Genomic DNA, 19,149 nt, shown 5'->3' on the forward strand with positions numbered 1-19,149 from the left:
TGTCGGCGCCGTAAGACGCTGAGACACCTCACCGAAGGGCGATCACCCATCCGGGTGGTCGCCCTTCGGCATGCCCTCCGAGGGTCCCTTGATCTTCCGTCCGCGGCGAGTAGGGTGATCTTCGCCGTGCGTTTCTCCGGAGCGCGCCAAGGGCCGTCAACAGGCGTCCTCCGGGCGCAGGTGAAGATCGGCGGACATCCGCCGGGGCCCCGGGGCCTTGACGAACCGCACGCGGCGCGCAATTCTCAGGACGCGTCGTCATCTCGATCCGCATCCGAGGCATGGATCGAGAGCGAAGAGGGCAGTAAAGAAGAGCGCACATCGCGCGAGGGCTATTCATAGGTGTTGAGAACAGCTGTTGGAAGCAACGTGGGTCTCTGAGAACCCCGACTGGACATCAGTGTGCCGCTTGGCTACACTGACCCTTTGCGCTGCCTGTTAGCTGCCTCCTGCCCGTCACCAGGGGCATGCCCACGCTCAGCACCGATGACCGGACTTTCCCTGACCTTGGGATCCCTGTCTCTGTGTGCGGCTTGGGGGCCGGTACGCGCGTAGTGAGTCCGAGCCCTCGGAAGGACCCCCTCTTGGCCGCCTCGCGCAACGCCTCGACCTCGAATACGAACAACGGTGCCAGCACCGCCCCGCTGCGCATCTCTTTTGCAAAGATCAAGGAGCCCCTCGAGGTTCCGAACCTCCTCGCGCTGCAGACCGAGAGCTTTGACTGGCTCCTCGGCAACGCCGCCTGGAAGGCTCGCGTCGAGGCTGCTCTGGACAGTGGACAGGACGTCCCCACAAAGTCCGGCCTGGAGGAGATCTTCGAGGAGATCTCGCCGATCGAGGACTTCTCCGGGTCGATGTCGCTCACGTTCCGCGACCACCGCTTCGAGCCTCCCAAGAACTCGATCGACGAGTGCAAGGAGCGCGACTTCACCTTCGCCGCGCCCCTCTTCGTCACGGCCGAGTTCACCAACAACGAGACCGGCGAGATCAAGTCCCAGACGGTCTTCATGGGCGACTTCCCGCTCATGACCAACAAGGGCACCTTCGTCATCAACGGCACCGAGCGTGTCGTCGTGTCGCAGCTCGTCCGCTCGCCGGGTGTCTACTTCGACTCCTCGATCGACAAGACGTCCGACAAGGACATCTTCTCCTCCAAGATCATCCCCTCCCGGGGTGCGTGGCTGGAGATGGAGATCGACAAGCGCGACATGGTCGGTGTCCGCATCGACCGCAAGCGCAAGCAGTCGGTCACCGTCCTCCTGAAGGCTCTCGGCTGGACCACCGAGCAGATCCTGGAGGAGTTCGGCGAGTACGAGTCCATGCGCGCCACCCTGGAGAAGGACCACACCCAGGGCCAGGACGACGCGCTGCTCGACATCTACCGCAAGCTGCGTCCCGGCGAGCCGCCGACGCGCGAGGCCGCTCAGACGCTGCTCGAGAACCTCTACTTCAACCCGAAGCGCTACGACCTCGCGAAGGTCGGCCGCTACAAGGTGAACAAGAAGCTCGGCGCCGAAGAGCCGCTCGACGCCGGTGTCCTCACCAGCGACGACATCATCGCCACCATCAAGTACCTGGTGAAGCTGCACGCCGGTGAGCTCGAGACCGTCGGCGAGTCCGGCCGGACGATCGTCGTCGAGACCGACGACATCGACCACTTCGGCAACCGCCGTCTGCGCAACGTCGGCGAGCTCATCCAGAACCAGGTCCGTACGGGCCTCGCCCGTATGGAGCGCGTCGTGCGTGAGCGCATGACGACCCAGGACGTCGAGGCCATCACGCCGCAGACCCTGATCAACATCCGGCCGGTCGTCGCCTCCATCAAGGAGTTCTTCGGCACCAGCCAGCTGTCGCAGTTCATGGACCAGAACAACCCGCTGTCGGGTCTCACCCACAAGCGCCGTCTGTCGGCGCTCGGCCCGGGTGGTCTGTCCCGTGAGCGGGCCGGCTTCGAGGTCCGAGACGTGCACCCGTCCCACTACGGACGCATGTGCCCGATCGAGACCCCTGAAGGCCCGAACATCGGTCTGATCGGTTCGCTCGCCTCGTACGGCCGCGTCAACGCGTTCGGCTTCATCGAGACGCCGTACCGCAAGGTCGTCGACGGCATGGTCACCGACGATGTCGACTACATCACCGCCGACGAGGAAGACCGCTTCGTGATCGCCCAGGCGAACGCGACGCTCTCCGAGGAGATGCGGTTCACCGAGCCGCGTGTCCTGGTCCGCCGTCGTGGCGGAGAGGTCGACTACATCCCGGGCGACGACGTCGACTACATGGACGTCTCGCCGCGCCAGATGGTGTCCGTCGCCACCGCGATGATCCCGTTCCTGGAGCACGACGACGCCAACCGTGCCCTCATGGGCGCGAACATGATGCGTCAGGCGGTGCCGCTCATCAAGTCCGAGGCGCCGCTCGTCGGCACCGGCATGGAGTACCGCTGCGCCACCGACGCCGGTGACGTGCTCAAGGCCGAGAAGGACGGTGTGGTCCAGGAGGTCTCCGCGGACTACATCACCGTCACGAACGACGACGGTACGTACACCACGTACCGCATCGCCAAGTTCTCGCGCTCCAACCAGGGCACGTCGGTCAACCAGAAGGTCGTCGTCTCCGAGGGCGACCGCGTCATCGAGGGCCAGGTCCTCGCCGACGGGCCGGCCACCGAGAACGGTGAGATGGCGCTGGGCAAGAACCTGCTCGTCGCGTTCATGCCGTGGGAGGGTCACAACTACGAGGACGCGATCATCCTGTCGCAGCGCCTCGTGCAGGACGACGTCCTCTCCTCGATCCACATCGAGGAGCACGAGGTCGACGCCCGTGACACCAAGCTCGGCCCGGAGGAGATCACCCGGGACATCCCGAACGTCTCCGAGGAGGTCCTCGCGGACCTCGACGAGCGCGGCATCATCCGTATCGGTGCCGAGGTCGTCGCCGGCGACATCCTCGTCGGCAAGGTCACGCCCAAGGGCGAGACCGAGCTGACCCCGGAGGAGCGTCTGCTCCGCGCGATCTTCGGTGAGAAGGCGCGCGAGGTGCGCGACACCTCGCTGAAGGTCCCGCACGGCGAGATCGGCAAGGTCATCGGCGTCCGCGTCTTCGACCGCGAAGAGGGCGACGAGCTGCCGCCGGGCGTGAACCAGCTGGTCCGCGTCTACGTCGCGCAGAAGCGCAAGATCACCGATGGTGACAAGCTCGCCGGCCGTCACGGCAACAAGGGCGTCATCTCCAAGATCCTGCCGATCGAGGACATGCCGTTCCTGGAGGACGGCACCCCGGTCGACATCATCCTGAACCCGCTGGGTGTCCCGTCCCGAATGAACCCGGGACAGGTCCTGGAGATCCACCTCGGCTGGCTCGCCAGCCGCGGCTGGGACGTCTCCGGCCTCGGTGACGAGTGGGCCCAGCGCCTGCAGGCCATCGGTGCCGACCAGGTCGCCCCCGGCACCAACGTCGCCACCCCCGTCTTCGACGGTGCGCGCGAGGACGAGATCTCGGGTCTCTTCGGAGCCACGATCCCGAACCGCGACGGCGACCGGCTGGTCCAGCCCTCCGGCAAGGCCCAGCTGTTCGACGGCCGCTCCGGCGAGCCGTTCCCGGCGCCGGTCTCGGTCGGGTTCATGTACATCCTCAAGCTGCACCACCTGGTCGACGACAAGCTCCACGCGCGTTCGACCGGCCCGTACTCCATGATCACGCAGCAGCCGCTGGGTGGTAAGGCGCAGTTCGGTGGGCAGCGATTCGGCGAGATGGAGGTGTGGGCCCTTGAGGCTTACGGCGCCGCATACGCCCTCCAGGAACTGCTGACGATCAAGTCCGACGACGTGACCGGCCGCGTGAAGGTCTACGAGGCGATCGTCAAGGGCGAGAACATCCCCGAGCCGGGCATTCCCGAGTCCTTCAAGGTGCTCATCAAGGAAATGCAGTCGCTCTGCCTCAACGTGGAGGTGCTGTCCTCGGACGGCATGTCCATCGAGATGCGCGACACGGACGAGGACGTCTTCCGCGCGGCGGAGGAGCTCGGTATCGACCTGTCCCGGCGAGAGCCGAGCAGCGTCGAAGAGGTCTGACGGGTTGGCCGGCCGGATCCCAGTGATCCGGCCGGCTCTCCCCGGACCCGTTCAGACCATTGCTGAAGTGCCCCGATTTCTCGCGTGAAGCGAGGGGGCTCGAACCCCCGAAAGAGGGATTGACGACAAGTGCTCGACGTCAACTTCTTCGACGAGCTGCGGATCGGCCTTGCCACCGCGGACGACATCCGGACCTGGTCCCACGGCGAAGTGAAGAAGCCGGAGACCATCAACTACCGCACGCTCAAGCCCGAGAAGGACGGACTCTTCTGCGAGAAGATCTTCGGTCCGACCCGGGACTGGGAGTGCTACTGCGGCAAGTACAAGCGTGTCCGCTTCAAGGGCATCATCTGTGAGCGCTGTGGCGTCGAGGTCACGCGCGCCAAGGTGCGCCGTGAGCGCATGGGCCACATCGAGCTTGCCGCTCCCGTCACCCACATCTGGTACTTCAAGGGCGTCCCGTCGCGTCTTGGCTACCTGCTGGACCTCGCGCCGAAGGACCTCGAGAAGGTCATCTACTTCGCCGCGTACATGATCACGTTCGTCGACGAGGAGCGCCGCACGCGTGACCTCCCGTCGCTGGAGGCGCACGTCTCCGTCGAGCGCCAGCAGGTCGAGAACCGTCGCGACTCGGACCTCGAGAACCGCGCCAAGAAGCTCGAGACCGACCTGGCCGAGCTCGAGGCCGAGGGCGCCAAGGCCGACGTACGCCGCAAGGTGCGCGAAGGTGCCGAGCGTGAGATGAAGCAGCTGCGCGACCGTGCGCAGCGCGAGATCGACCGTCTCGACGAGGTGTGGAGCCGCTTCAAGAACCTCAAGGTCCAGGACCTCGAGGGCGACGAGCTGCTCTACCGCGAGCTGCGTGACCGCTTCGGCACGTACTTCGACGGCTGCATGGGCGCCGCCGCGCTGCAGAAGCGCCTGGAGTCCTTCGACCTCGACGAGGAGGCCGAGCGCCTCCGCGAGATCATCCGTACCGGCAAGGGCCAGAAGAAGACCCGTGCGCTCAAGCGCCTCAAGGTCGTCTCCGCGTTCCTGCAGACCAGCAACAAGCCCAAGGGCATGGTGCTCGACTGCGTGCCGGTCATCCCGCCGGACCTGCGTCCGATGGTGCAGCTGGACGGTGGCCGCTTCGCGACCTCCGACCTGAACGACCTGTACCGCCGTGTGATCAACCGCAACAACCGCCTCAAGCGTCTCCTCGACCTCGGTGCCCCCGAGATCATCGTGAACAACGAGAAGCGGATGCTGCAGGAGGCCGTCGACGCGCTGTTCGACAACGGCCGCCGCGGTCGCCCGGTCACCGGTCCCGGTAACCGTCCCCTGAAGTCCCTCAGCGACATGCTGAAGGGCAAGCAGGGCCGTTTCCGTCAGAACCTCCTCGGCAAGCGCGTGGACTACTCCGCGCGTTCCGTGATCGTCGTCGGTCCGCAGCTCAAGCTGCACCAGTGCGGTCTGCCGAAGGCGATGGCGCTGGAGCTCTTCAAGCCGTTCGTGATGAAGCGCCTGGTGGACCTCAACCACGCGCAGAACATCAAGTCGGCCAAGCGCATGGTCGAGCGTGGCCGCACCGTCGTGTACGACGTCCTCGAAGAGGTCATCGCCGAGCACCCGGTGCTGCTGAACCGTGCGCCCACCCTGCACCGCCTCGGCATCCAGGCCTTCGAGCCGCAGCTGGTCGAGGGCAAGGCCATCCAGATCCACCCGCTCGTCTGCACCGCGTTCAACGCGGACTTCGACGGTGACCAGATGGCCGTGCACCTGCCGCTCTCCGCGGAGGCGCAGGCCGAGGCCCGCATCCTGATGCTGTCCTCGAACAACATCCTGAAGCCGGCCGACGGTCGTCCCGTCACCATGCCGACCCAGGACATGGTGCTGGGCCTCTTCTTCCTCACCACGGACGAAGAGGGCCGCGACGTCAAGGGCACGGACCGCGCGTTCGGCTCCACGGCCGAGGCCACCATGGCTTTCGACGCCCGCGAGCTGTCGCTCCAGGCCAAGGTCGACATCCGCTTCCCGGTGGGCACCATGCCCCCGCGCGGCTGGGTGCCGCCGGTCGCCGAGGAGGGCGAGCCCGAGTACCAGCCGGGGGACACCTTCCGGCTGCGTACGAGCCTGGGCCGCGCGCTCTTCAACGAGCTGCTGCCCGAGGACTACCCGTTCGTCGACTACTCGGTGGGCAAGAAGCAGCTCTCCGAGATCGTCAACGACCTGGCCGAGCGCTACCCCAAGGTCATCGTGGCGGCGACGCTCGACAACCTGAAGGCCGCGGGCTTCCACTGGGCGACGCGTTCCGGCGTCACCGTGGCCGTCTCCGACATCGTCGTCCCCGAGGCCAAGAAGGCCATCGTCAAGGGGTACGAGGACCAGGACGAGAAGGTCCAGAAGCAGTACGAGCGCGGTCTGATCACCAAGGACGAGCGCACGCAGGAGCTCATCGCGATCTGGACCAAGGCGACCAACGAGGTTGCCGAGGCGATGAACGCGAACTTCCCGAAGACGAACCCCATCTTCATGATGGTCGACTCGGGTGCCCGAGGAAACATGATGCAGATGCGTCAGATCGCGGGTATGCGTGGTCTGGTGTCGAACGCCAAGAACGAGACGATTCCCCGTCCCATCAAGGCGTCCTTCCGTGAGGGCCTCACCGTCCTGGAGTACTTCATCTCCACGCACGGTGCCCGTAAGGGTCTGGCGGACACCGCCCTGCGTACCGCCGACTCGGGTTACCTGACCCGTCGTCTGGTGGACGTCTCGCAGGACGTGATCATCCGCGAGGAGGACTGCGGCACCGACCGCGGCCTCAAGCTGAAGATCGCGGTGAAGGGTGCCGACGGTGTCCTCCGCAAGACGGACGACGTCGAGACCTCGGTCTACGCCCGCATGCTCGCCGAGGACGTCGTCATCGACGGCAAGGTGATCGCGCCTGCCAACGTCGACCTCGGTGACGTCCTGATCGACGCCCTCGTGGGCGCCGGCGTCGAGGAGGTCAAGACCCGCTCGGTCCTGACCTGTGAGTCCGCGGTCGGCACCTGTGCCTTCTGCTACGGACGCTCGCTCGCCACCGGCAAGCTGGTCGACATCGGTGAGGCGGTCGGCATCATCGCCGCCCAGTCCATCGGTGAGCCCGGTACCCAGCTGACGATGCGTACCTTCCACACCGGTGGTGTGGCCGGTGACGACATCACGCAGGGTCTGCCCCGTGTCGTCGAGCTCTTCGAGGCGCGTACCCCCAAGGGTGTCGCCCCGATCTCGGAGGCCAAGGGCCGGGTCCGCATCGAGGAGACCGAGAAGACCAAGAAGCTCGTCGTCACCCCGGACGACGGCAGCGAGGAGACGGCGTTCCCGATCTCCAAGCGTGCCCGTCTCCTGGTCGGCGAGGGCGACGCGGTCGAGGTGGGCGAGAAGCTCACCGTCGGTGCCACCAACCCGCACGACGTGCTGCGGATCCTCGGTCAGCGCGCGGTCCAGGTCCACCTGGTCGGCGAGGTCCAGAAGGTCTACAACTCGCAGGGTGTGTCGATCCACGACAAGCACATCGAGATCATCATCCGGCAGATGCTGCGCCGTGTGACGATCATCGAGTCCGGCGACGCGGAACTGCTGCCGGGCGAGCTCGTCGAGCGCTCGAAGTTCGAGACCGAGAACCGTCGTGTGGTCACCGAGGGCGGTCACCCCGCCTCCGGCCGTCCGCAGCTGATGGGTATCACCAAGGCCTCGCTCGCCACCGAGTCGTGGCTGTCGGCGGCGTCCTTCCAGGAGACGACCAGGGTTCTGACCGACGCGGCGATCAACGCCAAGTCGGACTCCCTGATCGGCCTCAAGGAGAACGTCATCATCGGTAAGCTCATCCCGGCCGGTACGGGTCTGTCCCGCTACCGCAACATCCGGGTCGAGCCGACCGAGGAAGCCAAGGCCGCGATGTACTCGGCCGTCGGCTACGACGACATCGACTACTCGCCGTTCGGCACGGGCTCCGGCCAGGCCGTTCCGCTGGAGGACTACGACTACGGTCCGTACAACCAGTAGAAGTGAGTGAGAAGGGCGCCCATCCCGTCTTGTACGGGGTGGGCGCCCTTCTGTGTGCCCGCCCCGGGAGGCCGTGAGCTCGGTCACCCGGGGTGACCGGAACAAGGGCGCCGCTACGGGGTCGCCTGGTGCGGGATTGCCCGACGGGGAGTCGTTCATGCTGGTCGGAGAGGCTGTGCCGGCCGTGTGGCCGCCCCCGCTCCGACCGGTGACGCTCCGCCGCCTCGCCGTCCGGACGCCGGGTACCGGGGGTGGGCGGCATTTGTTTTGACCCAGCTCCGTGAGGTAGGTACGCTCAAGCCTTGTGCCTGGGGTGTGCCTGGGCTCGGGTGCGTGTCCTCAACCGCATGGCGAGTCCGTAAGTGGCCACCGCAATCTGCGTCTCCACTGCTTCACCGCAGGGGCGTGCAGTATTCGACACACCCGACCGCGTGGGTCGGCGAGTGTTCCAGGTTAGTTTCACGAACGGCACACAGAAACCGGAGAAGTAGTGCCTACGATCCAGCAGCTGGTCCGGAAGGGCCGGCAGGACAAGGTCGAGAAGAACAAGACGCCCGCGCTCGAGGGTTCGCCCCAGCGTCGCGGTGTCTGCACGCGTGTCTTCACGACCACCCCGAAGAAGCCGAACTCGGCGCTCCGTAAGGTCGCGCGTGTCCGTCTGACCTCCGGCATCGAGGTCACGGCCTACATCCCGGGTGAGGGGCACAACCTGCAGGAGCACTCCATCGTGCTCGTGCGTGGTGGCCGTGTGAAGGACCTGCCGGGTGTTCGCTACAAGATCATCCGCGGTTCTCTCGACACCCAGGGTGTCAAGAACCGCAAGCAGGCCCGCAGCCGCTACGGCGCCAAGAAGGAGAAGTAAGAATGCCTCGTAAGGGCCCCGCCCCGAAGCGCCCGGTCATCATCGACCCGGTCTACAGCTCTCCTCTTGTCACGTCGCTGATCAACAAGATCCTGCTCGACGGCAAGCGTTCCACCGCCGAGCGCATCGTTTACGGCGCCATGGAAGGCCTCCGCGAGAAGACCGGTGCAGACCCGGTCATCACGCTGAAGCGCGCGCTCGAGAACGTCAAGCCCTCGCTCGAGGTCAAGTCCCGCCGTGTCGGTGGCGCCACCTACCAGGTGCCGATCGAGGTCAAGCCCGGTCGCGCCGCCACGCTCTCGCTGCGCTGGATCGTGGGTTACTCCCGCGCCCGTCGCGAGAAGACCATGACCGAGCGCCTCATGAACGAGCTGCTCGACGCCTCCAACGGTCTTGGCGCTGCCGTCAAGAAGCGCGAGGACACCCACAAGATGGCCGAGTCCAACAAGGCCTTCGCGCACTACCGCTGGTAGTCGCTCACCCCATCGAGACCGAGAGAAGATTGAGCCTTATGGCCACCACTTCGCTTGACCTGGCCAAGGTCCGCAACATCGGGATCATGGCCCACATCGACGCGGGCAAGACGACCACCACTGAGCGGATCCTCTTCTACACCGGCGTTTCGTACAAGATCGGTGAAGTCCACGACGGCGCAGCCACGATGGACTGGATGGAGCAGGAGCAGGAGCGCGGCATCACGATCACGTCCGCCGCGACGACCTGTCACTGGCCGCTCAATGATGTTGACCACACCATCAACATCATCGACACCCCCGGTCACGTCGACTTCACCGTCGAGGTGGAGCGTTCGCTCCGCGTCCTCGACGGTGCCGTCACCGTGTTCGACGGTGTGGCCGGCGTCGAGCCGCAGTCCGAGACCGTCTGGCGTCAGGCGGACCGCTACGGCGTCCCGCGCATCTGCTTCGTCAACAAGCTCGACCGCACCGGCGCCGAGTTCCACCGCTGCGTCGACATGATCGTCGACCGCCTCGGTGCGGTTCCGCTGGTCATGCAGCTCCCCATCGGTGCCGAAGCCGACTTCAAGGGCGTCGTCGACCTCGTGTCGATGAAGGCCTTCGTCTGGTCGGAAGAAGCCGCCAAGGGCGAGATGTACGACACCGTCGAGATCCCCGACACCCACAAGGAGGCCGCCGAGGAATGGCGCGGCAAGCTCCTTGAGGCCGTCGCGGAGAACGACGACCAGATGATGGAGCTGTACCTCGAGGGCGTCGAGCCCACCGAGGACCAGCTGCACGAGGCTGTCCGTCGCATCACCCTCGCATCGAAGGGCACGGCCGACTCCGTCACCGTGTCCCCGGTGTTCTGTGGCACCGCGTTCAAGAACAAGGGCGTCCAGCCCCTGCTCGACGCGGTCGTCCGCTACCTGCCTTCCCCCCTGGACGTCGAGGCCATCGAAGGCCACGACGTCAAGGACCCGGAGAAGGTCATCAAGCGCAAGCCTTCGGACGACGAGCCGTTCTCCGGCCTGGCGTTCAAGATCGCGAGCGACCCGCACCTGGGCAAGCTCACCTTCGTCCGGATCTACTCCGGTCGCCTCGAGGCCGGCACCGCGGTGCTGAACTCGGTCAAGGGCAAGAAGGAGCGCATCGGGAAGATCTACCGTATGCACGCGAACAAGCGTGAGGAGATCCCCTCGGTGGGCGCGGGTGACATCGTCGCCGTCATGGGCCTGAAGCAGACCACCACCGGTGAGACGCTGTGTGACGACAAGAACCCGGTGATCCTGGAGTCCATGGACTTCCCGGCGCCGGTCATTCAGGTCGCCATCGAGCCCAAGTCCAAGGGTGACCAGGAGAAGCTGGGTGTCGCCATCCAGCGCCTCTCGGAGGAGGACCCCTCCTTCCAGGTGCACTCCGACGAGGAGACCGGCCAGACCATCATCGGTGGTATGGGCGAGCTTCACCTCGAGGTGCTCGTCGACCGCATGAAGCGCGAGTTCCGCGTCGAGGCGAACGTCGGCAAGCCCCAGGTCGCGTACCGCGAGACGATCCGCAAGACCGTCGAGCGCATCGACTACACGCACAAGAAGCAGACTGGTGGTACCGGCCAGTTCGCGAAGGTGCAGATCGCCCTCGAGCCCATCGAGGGTGGCGACGCCTCCTACGAGTTCGTCAACAAGGTCACCGGTGGCCGCATCCCCCGTGAGTACATCCCCTCGGTGGACGCGGGTGCTCAGGAAGCCATGCAGTTCGGCATCCTGGCCGGTTACGAGATGGTCGGCGTCCGCGTCACCCTTCTCGACGGTGGTTACCACGAGGTCGACTCCTCGGAGCTCGCCTTCAAGATCGCCGGTTCGCAGGCGTTCAAGGAGGGTGCCCGCAAGGCGTCCCCCGTGCTCCTCGAGCCGATGATGGCCGTCGAGGTCACCACGCCCGAGGACTACATGGGCGATGTCATCGGCGACCTCAACTCCCGCCGTGGCCAGATCCAGGCCATGGAGGAGCGCAGCGGCGCTCGCGTCGTGAAGGGCCTCGTGCCCCTCTCGGAGATGTTCGGCTACGTCGGAGACCTCCGCAGCAAGACCTCGGGTCGCGCAAGCTACTCGATGCAGTTCGACTCCTACGCCGAGGTTCCGCGGAACGTCGCCGAGGAGATCATCGCGAAGGCCAAGGGCGAGTAACTCTCCCGAGCTCACGCTTTAGGCTTGTCACCGGAGCCCGGTGGGGCATTTGACGCAGAGCGCAAGCAATGCGCCGAATGCCCCCGGGCCCCGGCATTCCAGCAAAGATCACCTGGCGCCGATGAAGCAAGGCGTACAGAACCACTCAGGAGGACCCCAGTGGCGAAGGCCAAGTTCGAGCGGACTAAGCCGCACGTCAACATCGGCACCATCGGTCACATCGACCACGGTAAGACGACCCTCACGGCCGCCATTACCAAGGTGCTTCACGACGCGTACCCGGACCTGAACGAGGCTTCGGCCTTCGACCAGATCGACAAGGCTCCTGAGGAGCGTCAGCGCGGTATCACGATCTCGATCGCGCACGTCGAGTACCAGACGGAGTCGCGTCACTACGCGCACGTCGACTGCCCGGGTCACGCCGACTACATCAAGAACATGATCACGGGTGCGGCGCAGATGGACGGCGCCATCCTCGTGGTCGCGGCCACCGACGGCCCGATGCCGCAGACCAAGGAGCACGTGCTCCTGGCCCGCCAGGTAGGCGTGCCGTACATCGTCGTCGCCCTGAACAAGGCCGACATGGTGGACGACGAGGAGATCCTGGAGCTCGTCGAGCTCGAGGTTCGTGAGCTCCTCTCCGAGTACGAGTTCCCGGGCGACGACCTTCCGGTCGTCAAGGTCTCGGCGCTCAAGGCCCTCGAGGGCGACGCCGAGTGGGGCAAGACCGTTCTCGACCTGATGAAGGCCGTCGACGAGTCCATCCCGCAGCCCGAGCGTGACGTCGAGAAGCCGTTCCTCATGCCCATCGAGGACGTCTTCACGATCACCGGTCGCGGTACGGTCGTCACCGGCCGCATCGAGCGTGGTGTCCTGAAGGTCAACGAGACCGTCGACATCGTCGGTATCAAGACCGAGAAGACCACCACCACGGTCACCGGCATCGAGATGTTCCGCAAGCTGCTCGACGAGGGCCAGGCCGGTGAGAACGTCGGTCTGCTCCTCCGTGGCATCAAGCGCGAGGACGTCGAGCGCGGCCAGGTCATCATCAAGCCGGGTTCGGTCACGCCGCACACGGAGTTCCAGGCGCAGTCCTACATCCTGTCGAAGGACGAGGGTGGCCGTCACACCCCCTTCTTCAACAACTACCGCCCGCAGTTCTACTTCCGTACCACGGACGTGACGGGCGTTGTGACCCTTCCCGAGGGCACCGAGATGGTCATGCCGGGTGACAACACCCTCATGGACGTCGCGCTGATCCAGCCGGTCGCCATGGAAGAGGGCCTGAAGTTCGCCATCCGTGAGGGTGGCCGGACCGTGGGCGCCGGCCAGGTCACCAAGATCATCAAGTAGTCACTTGATCGTCTGACCTGGTTGCTCCGCACAAGAGCACCAGAAGGGCCCCGCACCTCTCGCGAGAGAGGTGCGGGGCCCTTCGCCGTGCCCGGGGGACCGCTGCCGTCCCTACGGCCGCCACACCTCCCGGGCGGCGGGGTCGGACGGCCCTGCGGCGGGTCGGACGGGCTTATCCGGTCACGGCGGCGACGACGGACGTGATGAGGGCCAGCGCCGGCTGGGCGATGTCGGCCGCACCGGAGAGCAGCTCCCTGAGGCGTTCCGCGCGCAGCCGGAAGGCGCCGACGTCGGGCTCGCCGGAGAGCGTGGCCAGGTCGTGCACCGCCTGGGCGGCCTCGTCGCGTTCGGTGTCGGACAGGTCGGTGCTGGACAGCGTCAGACCGAGGAGCTGTCGCAGATCATCGGCGCACAGCGTGGTTCCGTGCTGGTTCTGGAAGTCCTGGACGACGGTGTCCCGGGGACGGTTGACGAACGTCGTGTTCTGCCCGTTGAAGTTGAAGTTCTCCGTCATGGCGGCCCCCGAAGTGAGAATGACCTTGCAGTTGTTGAGCTCATACCCGTTGTACGGCGCCGGAGTCGGTTCCAGCGCCGCGCTGATCGCGCGCTGGGCGTCGGCGACCCTCGCGAACGCCTCCTCGTCCCGGTCGCGGGCGTTGCGGAGCAGCAGGTCGCGCAGCACGGTCGGGCCGTCGGCCCGCGCCCCGGCCCGCACGTCGTCGTACTCCAGCGGACCGCGTCCGGTGCCCGGCGGCCCGCCGAACGTCTCGGCGATGCGTCCGAACAGGGTGCGGAAGTACCGGGGAGTGGCCTCCTCCACGGGGAACACGACCTTCTGCTTCCCCCAGGGCAGGTCGGCCCGTCCGTTGAACAGGACGAGGCACGGCAGCAGCGCGGGGTCCACCTTCAGGAGCGAGGCGATCCGGTAGGCGCCCTGGGGGTCGTACGGCTGCCAGCGCAGCCACTGCAAGGAGGTCATCACCTGGTAGAGCTCCGGTTCGAGCCGCTCGCGCCAGTACCTCCTGGCTTCGGCCCACGGCGCCCGGCGCTCCACGACGAACACACGGGTGGAGGGCCCGGAGAGCGCGTCGAGGTCCTCGAAGTTGGTGCGGACGTACGTCGCCAGCTCGATGTCGACGGAGGTGTAGAGCAGGACGCCCCACAGCCTGCCTCCGTCGTCGGGAGCCGTCGCGTTCATCGCCAGTTGCATGCGTTCGAGCAGCGCGGCCGGGTTGGAGGCACGGCCCAGCCTGTACATGCTCTCGGGTGGGTGCTCGATGCAGAGGACGATCAGATCGCCGTCCGCCAGGCCGTACGACTCCGGTGTGAGCCGCTCGTCGAGCCTCTCGTCCGTGGCCGGGTCCGCCAGCCAGGTGCGCAGCTCGTGGCCGGCCCACGGGAGGACCGGCTCGTGGTCGGGCTCGGGCTCGGGCCCGGCCGCCCCTCGCCGCCGGGCCTCGTCCAGCACGGCGGCCAGGCACTCCGCCACGGTCGCCGACGGGTCCACGGACATCTCGAACGCCCGGCCCAGAGCGGTGCAGTGCAGCTCCCGCCACCGGTCCGCCGGGTCCCCCGCTGCCCGCGGTGCCCGCGGTGCCGTGCCGAAGAGCTCCGACCCCCGCATCCGCCTGGCGGTCCTGGCGCCGTACGGGCCGTGGAAGTCGGAATGGTCACCCTCGACCACGTCGATCAGCAGACGCACCTTGCTTCCCCCCTGTGGACGTGCGCACCCCGTGATCCGCTCGGCCGCCGTGGTCCGCGCAACCGCCGTCCCGGTCCGCCCGCCGAGGCGCGCCTCTCGTCGCACCGTACGCGAAGTGGGTTGTCTCGCGGGGCGGTTGGCACCTGCGGACGGTGGTGTCACAGGGGTCAACTACCTTGTCCGTGATCAGTTGCGCGGCATGCAGTCGCACCGAGGTCTTCATCCGGGGGAGTGGGCAGGACGATGGGTACGAACACGCCTGAAAGACCTTCCGGCGACGGCGGCGCGGCTCCGGTGTCCGACGAGCAGTGGGCGGAACTGGTCCGGCAGGTGGAGTCGGGCGGGGCCGAGGCGCCGAAGGAGCCGTCGGCCCGGGCGCGGATGGTCACCGCGCGGCTGCGCGCGCTGGACGCCGAGGCCGCAGCGGGGCGCCGTGGGCGGAAGGGCGATCAGCGGGAGGCCTGGCAACCGGACGGCTGGCGCACCGGTCCCGCCCGGCAGGACTCGAAGAGCCGCTCAGCCGGGCGGCGGCGCCTTGCGGGGGTTCTGGGGATCATGGTCGTCGCCGGGGCCCTGGTCGTCACCATGCGGCCGAGCCTGGTGACCGACCACCTGCCGGGAGCGGACACCTCGGCCGGCACCCTGCCCGCCGAGACGGCACCGCCGACCGCCGCGCCCGCCGACGGGCCCGTCGCCGACCGGCCGACCCGGGAGGAACCGTTCCGCGGATCTCCCGCAGTGCGGTGGGCGGACGGCGCGGCCGGGATCGAGATACCGGCCGCGAAGGCGTCCGGCGGGATGAGCGAGGACCAGGTCGAGCACGCGCTGCGGGCGACCAGGCAGCTGCTGGTCGCGGCGAACCTGGACCCGGTCACACTGCGGGGCGAGAAGCCCCGCGAGGCGCTGGAACTGCTCGATCCCCTGCAACAGGGGGAGCGGGAGCACCTCGAACGGTCGATCGCCCAGCCGGACGAGAAGAACGATCCGCTGATGATGTTCACCCGGTTCGACCCGGACGAGGCGCGGCTGGTGGGGGACGTCGTCAAGACGCGGGGCCGGATGACGTTCGAAGCGGGCGCCACCGGCTCGGTCGAGGTGCACGCCGACTACACCTTCGTCTATCCGCTGCTGAAGCCCGGCGGCGACGAGGTGACGCGCACGATCGTGCGTCGGCGCCTGACGACCGCGCTGCACGACCCGCAGCGGTTCGTCTCGACGCGGGACAAGCTCTCCGTCGTCGGTTCCGGGCAGAACTTCATGAACACCGACTGCGAGCTGGACGACGGCTTCCTGCACCCCTCCTTCCCGAGCGACGGCCCGAACCGGCGGCCCGCCGGGCAGGAGGTCGACCCCTACGACCGCAGCGAATGGCAGCCCGACGGGTCCTGCGGCACGGTCAGCCGTACCTGAGGTGAGCCGGAGCGGCCCCGTCAGGAAGCGACGTGCCCTCGGTTCGGCAGTCGCGGCAGTGGCCGGGGTGGCGGGAGCGGAAGGCCCGGTCGCAGCGGTCGCAGTTCTGTAGCGGGATGACGATCACGTCGGGCCGGACGAGTACGAGTGCCTCCGCACCCGGCAGCGGGGGCGGCAGCAGTGCGGTGATCCGGTGGCGCAGGAGCTTGGCCGGGTGTTTCAGGGGGACGGGCAGATCCGTCGTGAGGACGCGCCGGATCGTGTCGGGGTGGGCGTCCCGCTCCAGCCAGGTGGCGACACCCGGGGCCAGCGTCGCGATGTCCCGCTCCGACAGGCTGAGTTGGGGCGACAGCCTGCGGAGGTCCGCCAGGAGGGCCGAGGCCGCGAGGCGGAGCCCGGGGTCGGACGTGCTCGGCTCCGGCAGGGGCCGAGGCGGCGCCGGGCGTGAGGTGGGTGCCGGTACGGCGACCACGGGGGCGGCGGATACGGCCACGGGGACCGAGGGCGGCACCTCCGCACGGCCGGTCACGGGCTGCACGGGCAGCAGAGGCAGCGGCACGACCGGGCCGGCGTCCCGCGCCGTGGTGCCGGGCGCGGGCACGGCTGTCACCGGCACGGGCGCGGCTTCGGCGGGGGTGGCCGGGGCCGCCTCGACCTGGGCCGCTTCGACCGGAGCCGCCTCGGCCGCCGGTTCGAAGCGCCTGCCGACCCCCGCCGGGAGCCGCCGCGCACTCGCGGCGCCGTGCGCGTCGGCCACCGGCCGGTTGTACGAGACGGTGCGGGTGACGATGCGGCCGTCGGTGAGGCGTACGCGGCTGCGGTTCAGGTAGCCGGTGGCCTCCAGCTCGCGCAGGGCGGCGGCGATGCGGACCTCGCTCTCGGGAAAGCGGGTGGCGAGGTGCTTGATGCCGATCCTCGCTCCCGCGGGCAGCGACTGGATGTGCACGGCCAGCCCGATCGCCAGCAGCGACAGCGCTCGGTGCTGGCTGAGGTGGTTGCCGACGACGGTGAAGGCGGCAGCGTGCCGGACGTTGATGTGGACGACGCCGGACGGCTGCGCGAGGTCCCCCGGAGCGGGGGACGGGGCGCGCGGGGGCGCGCTAACCTGCTGGGTACCCATCGGGAAGCCTCTTACTTCCTCGGTGGTCAGGCCCTCGCCCGGGATTGCAGTCCCGGCGGGGGCCGTCGCATGTCTGTGGTTGTCGTGGCGAGCTTATGCCAGTCAACCCAACCCGAATCCAGCCCAGTTGCCATATGTCACCCGTGTGAGTGACGAGGTCGGAGCGGGGTCGGGTTGGGGAGGGTTGTTTCCCCAAGTCCTTGAAAGCCTTGTACGTCGTGGACAGCCGGGACGCGGTCCACCGGGTCGCGGGTCCCCGCGACCCGGTGCGACCGGTCAGAGCACGGCGTCGATCTCGGCCCAGACCGTCTTGCGCGGCGCAGGTCCGGAGGTCACGCCCCAGCGGTCGGACAGCGCCTCGACGATCAGCAGCCCGCGTCCGCCCTCCGCCTCGCACCCGGGGGAGGACGTACGCGGAAACCGCTCGCCCGAGGCGTCGGAGACCTCGATGCGCAGCACCCCGTCGTGGTGGGCCGCCAGGCGGAGCCGGAAGTCACGACCCGGTACGCGCCCGTGCTCCACGGCGTTGGCGGCCAGCTCGGCGACGATCTGCGCGGCGGCCTCCGAGGGCAGCCCCCAGATGCCGAGATGTGCGGTGGCCAGCAGGCGGGCGAGGCGCGCGCTCCGGCGGGTCGGGGAGAGCAGCACGGTGAAGTCCCGGGCAGGAGCGGAACGTTCGGTTCGGGTGAATTCTGGACTCATGTCACTCAGCGTGGCCATTCGGTGGCTACTCTCGGAAGGAGTGACAGCCGTACGGGAAGCCCTTGTCCGGCTGCGGTCCGGGTCTGTCCGCCCTGTACACCGTCACGCATCGGTGGCGGATCCGGTTGCACGTCAGGCAGGGCGAAGGCGAGGGGGACGGGCGTGGACAGCGGTGGTGGTGCGGGGCGATCGGGGCATCTTGCGGACGGTGCGGACGGCTCGTCCTGGGACAGCGGCCTGGAGGACGACTCCGGGGCGGTGATGAAGGCGGTGGGTCGGCAGATCAAGCTCTGGCGGGAGGCGGCCGGCCTGCGCCAGGCCGAGCTGGGCGCCGCCATCGGATACAGCGAGGAGATGGTCTCCTGCGTCGAGCGGGGCAGACGCGCCCCGAAGCCCGAGTTCCTGGACAACGCCGACCGGGTCCTGGAGGCCGGAGGGAAGCTCGCAGCCATGCGGGGCGACGTGGCGGAGGCCCGGTACCCGAAGAAGGTGCGGGATCTGGCGAGACTGGAGCGCGAAGCGGTCGAACTCGGCGCCTACGGCAACCACAACATGCACGGGCTGTTGCAGACGGAGGAGTACGCGCGAGGGCTCTTCGAAATGCGGCGACCGGCGCTCTCCCCGGACGACCTGGACCGGTTCGTCTCGGCCCGTCTGGCCCGACAGGAGATCTTCACCAGGTCACCTCTTGTGACGCTCACGTTCGTCCAGGAGGAAGTCACCCTCCGGCGCCCGCTCGGAGGCAGGGGAGTGCTGCGTCGGCAGCTCGAACACCTGCTGGAAATGGCGCAGTTGAGGCACGTCGAGTTCCAGGTGATGCCGACCGACCGGGAGGACCATGCGGGGATGGGCGGCGAGGTGCAGGTGCTGAAGCTCAGGGAAGGTGCGACGGTCGGCTTCTCCGAGGCTCAGCTCACCACACGCCTGGTCTCCGCTGCGAAAGAGGTTCAGCTGCTCGAACTCAGGTATGGAATCATCCGGTCGCAGGCTCTCAGCCCACGAGAGTCGCTGGCCTTCGTAGAGAAAGCGCTGGGTGAGACATGAGCCTCGAGTTCTCCGGTAACACCTCCGAGTTGCGCTGGTCCAAGAGCAGCTACAGCGGCAGCAACAACAACGACTGCGTCGAGGTCGCCGCGTCCCCGCGCGCCGTCCGCGTACGCGACTCCAAGAACGTCCCGGGCCCGGAGATCGGCATAGGGCAACAGGCCTGGACCCACTTCGTGGGGTACGCGGCGGGCAGCTGATCCCGTAGCCGCGTCC

At 67.7% G+C, this 19,149-nt stretch carries 12 protein-coding genes; 9 read left to right on the forward strand and 3 right to left on the reverse strand.

Features of this window, described 5'->3' with window-relative positions; translation table 11 throughout:
• The first annotated feature begins 584 nt into the window (after window positions 1-584).
• The 6 genes from rpoB to tuf all read left to right on the forward strand — a co-directional run bounded on the left by rpoB (window position 585) and on the right by tuf (window position 12,955).
• On the forward strand, window positions 585-4,070 hold the full coding sequence (gene rpoB / locus AB0I83_RS09715; protein ID WP_356532971.1) for a DNA-directed RNA polymerase subunit beta: 3,486 nt from the start codon (window positions 585-587) through the stop codon (window positions 4,068-4,070).
• A gap of 129 nt (window positions 4,071-4,199) precedes the next feature.
• Window positions 4,200-8,099, forward strand: a complete 3,900-nt coding sequence (locus AB0I83_RS09720) for a DNA-directed RNA polymerase subunit beta' (RefSeq protein ID WP_356532969.1) — start codon at window positions 4,200-4,202, stop codon at window positions 8,097-8,099.
• 490 nt (window positions 8,100-8,589) lie between these two features.
• Window positions 8,590-8,961 carry a 30S ribosomal protein S12 gene (gene rpsL, locus AB0I83_RS09725; RefSeq protein WP_003948652.1) on the forward strand — a complete coding sequence of 124 codons (372 nt, stop codon included), beginning with the start codon at window positions 8,590-8,592 and terminating at the stop codon, window positions 8,959-8,961.
• Between the two features lie 2 nt (window positions 8,962-8,963).
• Window positions 8,964-9,434: a 30S ribosomal protein S7 gene (rpsG, locus tag AB0I83_RS09730; protein WP_014154599.1), complete on the forward strand. Its 471-nt coding sequence runs from the start codon at window positions 8,964-8,966 to the stop codon at window positions 9,432-9,434.
• Window positions 9,435-9,472: 38 nt separating this feature from the next.
• Window positions 9,473-11,602, forward strand: coding sequence for an elongation factor G (gene fusA / locus AB0I83_RS09735; RefSeq protein ID WP_356532967.1), 2,130 nt, complete (start codon window positions 9,473-9,475; stop codon window positions 11,600-11,602).
• A 159-nt stretch (window positions 11,603-11,761) separates the two neighbouring features.
• Window positions 11,762-12,955 (forward strand): elongation factor Tu, encoded by a 1,194-nt coding sequence (gene tuf / locus AB0I83_RS09740; RefSeq protein ID WP_327115692.1) that lies wholly within the window; start codon window positions 11,762-11,764, stop codon window positions 12,953-12,955.
• A 172-nt stretch (window positions 12,956-13,127) separates the two neighbouring features.
• On the opposite strand, the gene AB0I83_RS09745 is transcribed toward tuf, so the two are convergent.
• On the reverse strand, window positions 13,128-14,657 hold the full coding sequence (locus AB0I83_RS09745) for a hypothetical protein (RefSeq protein WP_363304222.1): 1,530 nt from the start codon (window positions 14,655-14,657) through the stop codon (window positions 13,128-13,130).
• Window positions 14,658-14,900: 243 nt separating this feature from the next.
• Here AB0I83_RS09745 and AB0I83_RS09750 point away from each other — a divergent pair, with 243 nt between their 5' ends.
• Complete coding sequence (locus AB0I83_RS09750; RefSeq protein WP_363304223.1) at window positions 14,901-16,067, forward strand: hypothetical protein; 1,167 nt, start codon at window positions 14,901-14,903, stop codon at window positions 16,065-16,067.
• Here AB0I83_RS09750 and AB0I83_RS09755 read toward each other — a convergent pair.
• Window positions 16,054-17,187, reverse strand: coding sequence for a helix-turn-helix domain-containing protein (locus AB0I83_RS09755; RefSeq protein ID WP_363304224.1), 1,134 nt, complete (start codon window positions 17,185-17,187; stop codon window positions 16,054-16,056). The genes AB0I83_RS09750 and AB0I83_RS09755 overlap by 14 nt on opposite strands.
• Before the next feature lie 276 nt (window positions 17,188-17,463).
• Entirely contained in the window at window positions 17,464-17,889 is a 426-nt protein-coding gene (locus AB0I83_RS09760) for an ATP-binding protein (RefSeq protein ID WP_363304225.1), read from the reverse strand.
• Window positions 17,890-18,150: 261 nt separating this feature from the next.
• On the opposite strand from AB0I83_RS09760, the gene AB0I83_RS09765 reads away from it, so the two are divergent.
• The gene (locus AB0I83_RS09765; RefSeq protein WP_363304391.1) at window positions 18,151-18,933 is read left to right on the forward strand and encodes a helix-turn-helix transcriptional regulator; all 783 of its coding nucleotides are present in this window, start codon (window positions 18,151-18,153) and stop codon (window positions 18,931-18,933) included.
• Window positions 18,930-19,133, forward strand: coding sequence for a DUF397 domain-containing protein (locus AB0I83_RS09770; RefSeq protein ID WP_356532957.1), 204 nt, complete (start codon window positions 18,930-18,932; stop codon window positions 19,131-19,133). Before AB0I83_RS09765 ends, AB0I83_RS09770 begins: the two co-directional genes overlap by 4 nt.
• Window positions 19,134-19,149: the final 16 nt, after the last annotated feature.

The sequence above is a fragment of the Streptomyces sp. NPDC049970 genome (assembly GCF_040660235.1).
GTDB lineage: Bacteria > Actinomycetota > Actinomycetes > Streptomycetales > Streptomycetaceae > Streptomyces.

Bases quoted from the DNA above. Each gene is read 5' to 3' on its own strand.
- AB0I83_RS09750 (WP_363304223.1), top strand. From the start codon at position 14,901: ATGGGTACGAACACGCCTGAAAGACCTTCCGGCGACGGCGGCGCGGCT.
- AB0I83_RS09765 (WP_363304391.1), top strand. From the start codon at position 18,151: ATGAAGGCGGTGGGTCGGCAGATCAAGCTCTGGCGGGAGGCGGCCGGC.
- AB0I83_RS09755 (WP_363304224.1), bottom strand. From the start codon at position 17,187: ATGGGTACCCAGCAGGTTAGCGCGCCCCCGCGCGCCCCGTCCCCCGCT.
- AB0I83_RS09770 (WP_356532957.1), top strand. From the start codon at position 18,930: ATGAGCCTCGAGTTCTCCGGTAACACCTCCGAGTTGCGCTGGTCCAAG.
- AB0I83_RS09760 (WP_363304225.1), bottom strand. From the start codon at position 17,889: ATGAGTCCAGAATTCACCCGAACCGAACGTTCCGCTCCTGCCCGGGAC.
- fusA (WP_356532967.1), top strand. From the start codon at position 9,473: ATGGCCACCACTTCGCTTGACCTGGCCAAGGTCCGCAACATCGGGATC.
- rpsG (WP_014154599.1), top strand. From the start codon at position 8,964: ATGCCTCGTAAGGGCCCCGCCCCGAAGCGCCCGGTCATCATCGACCCG.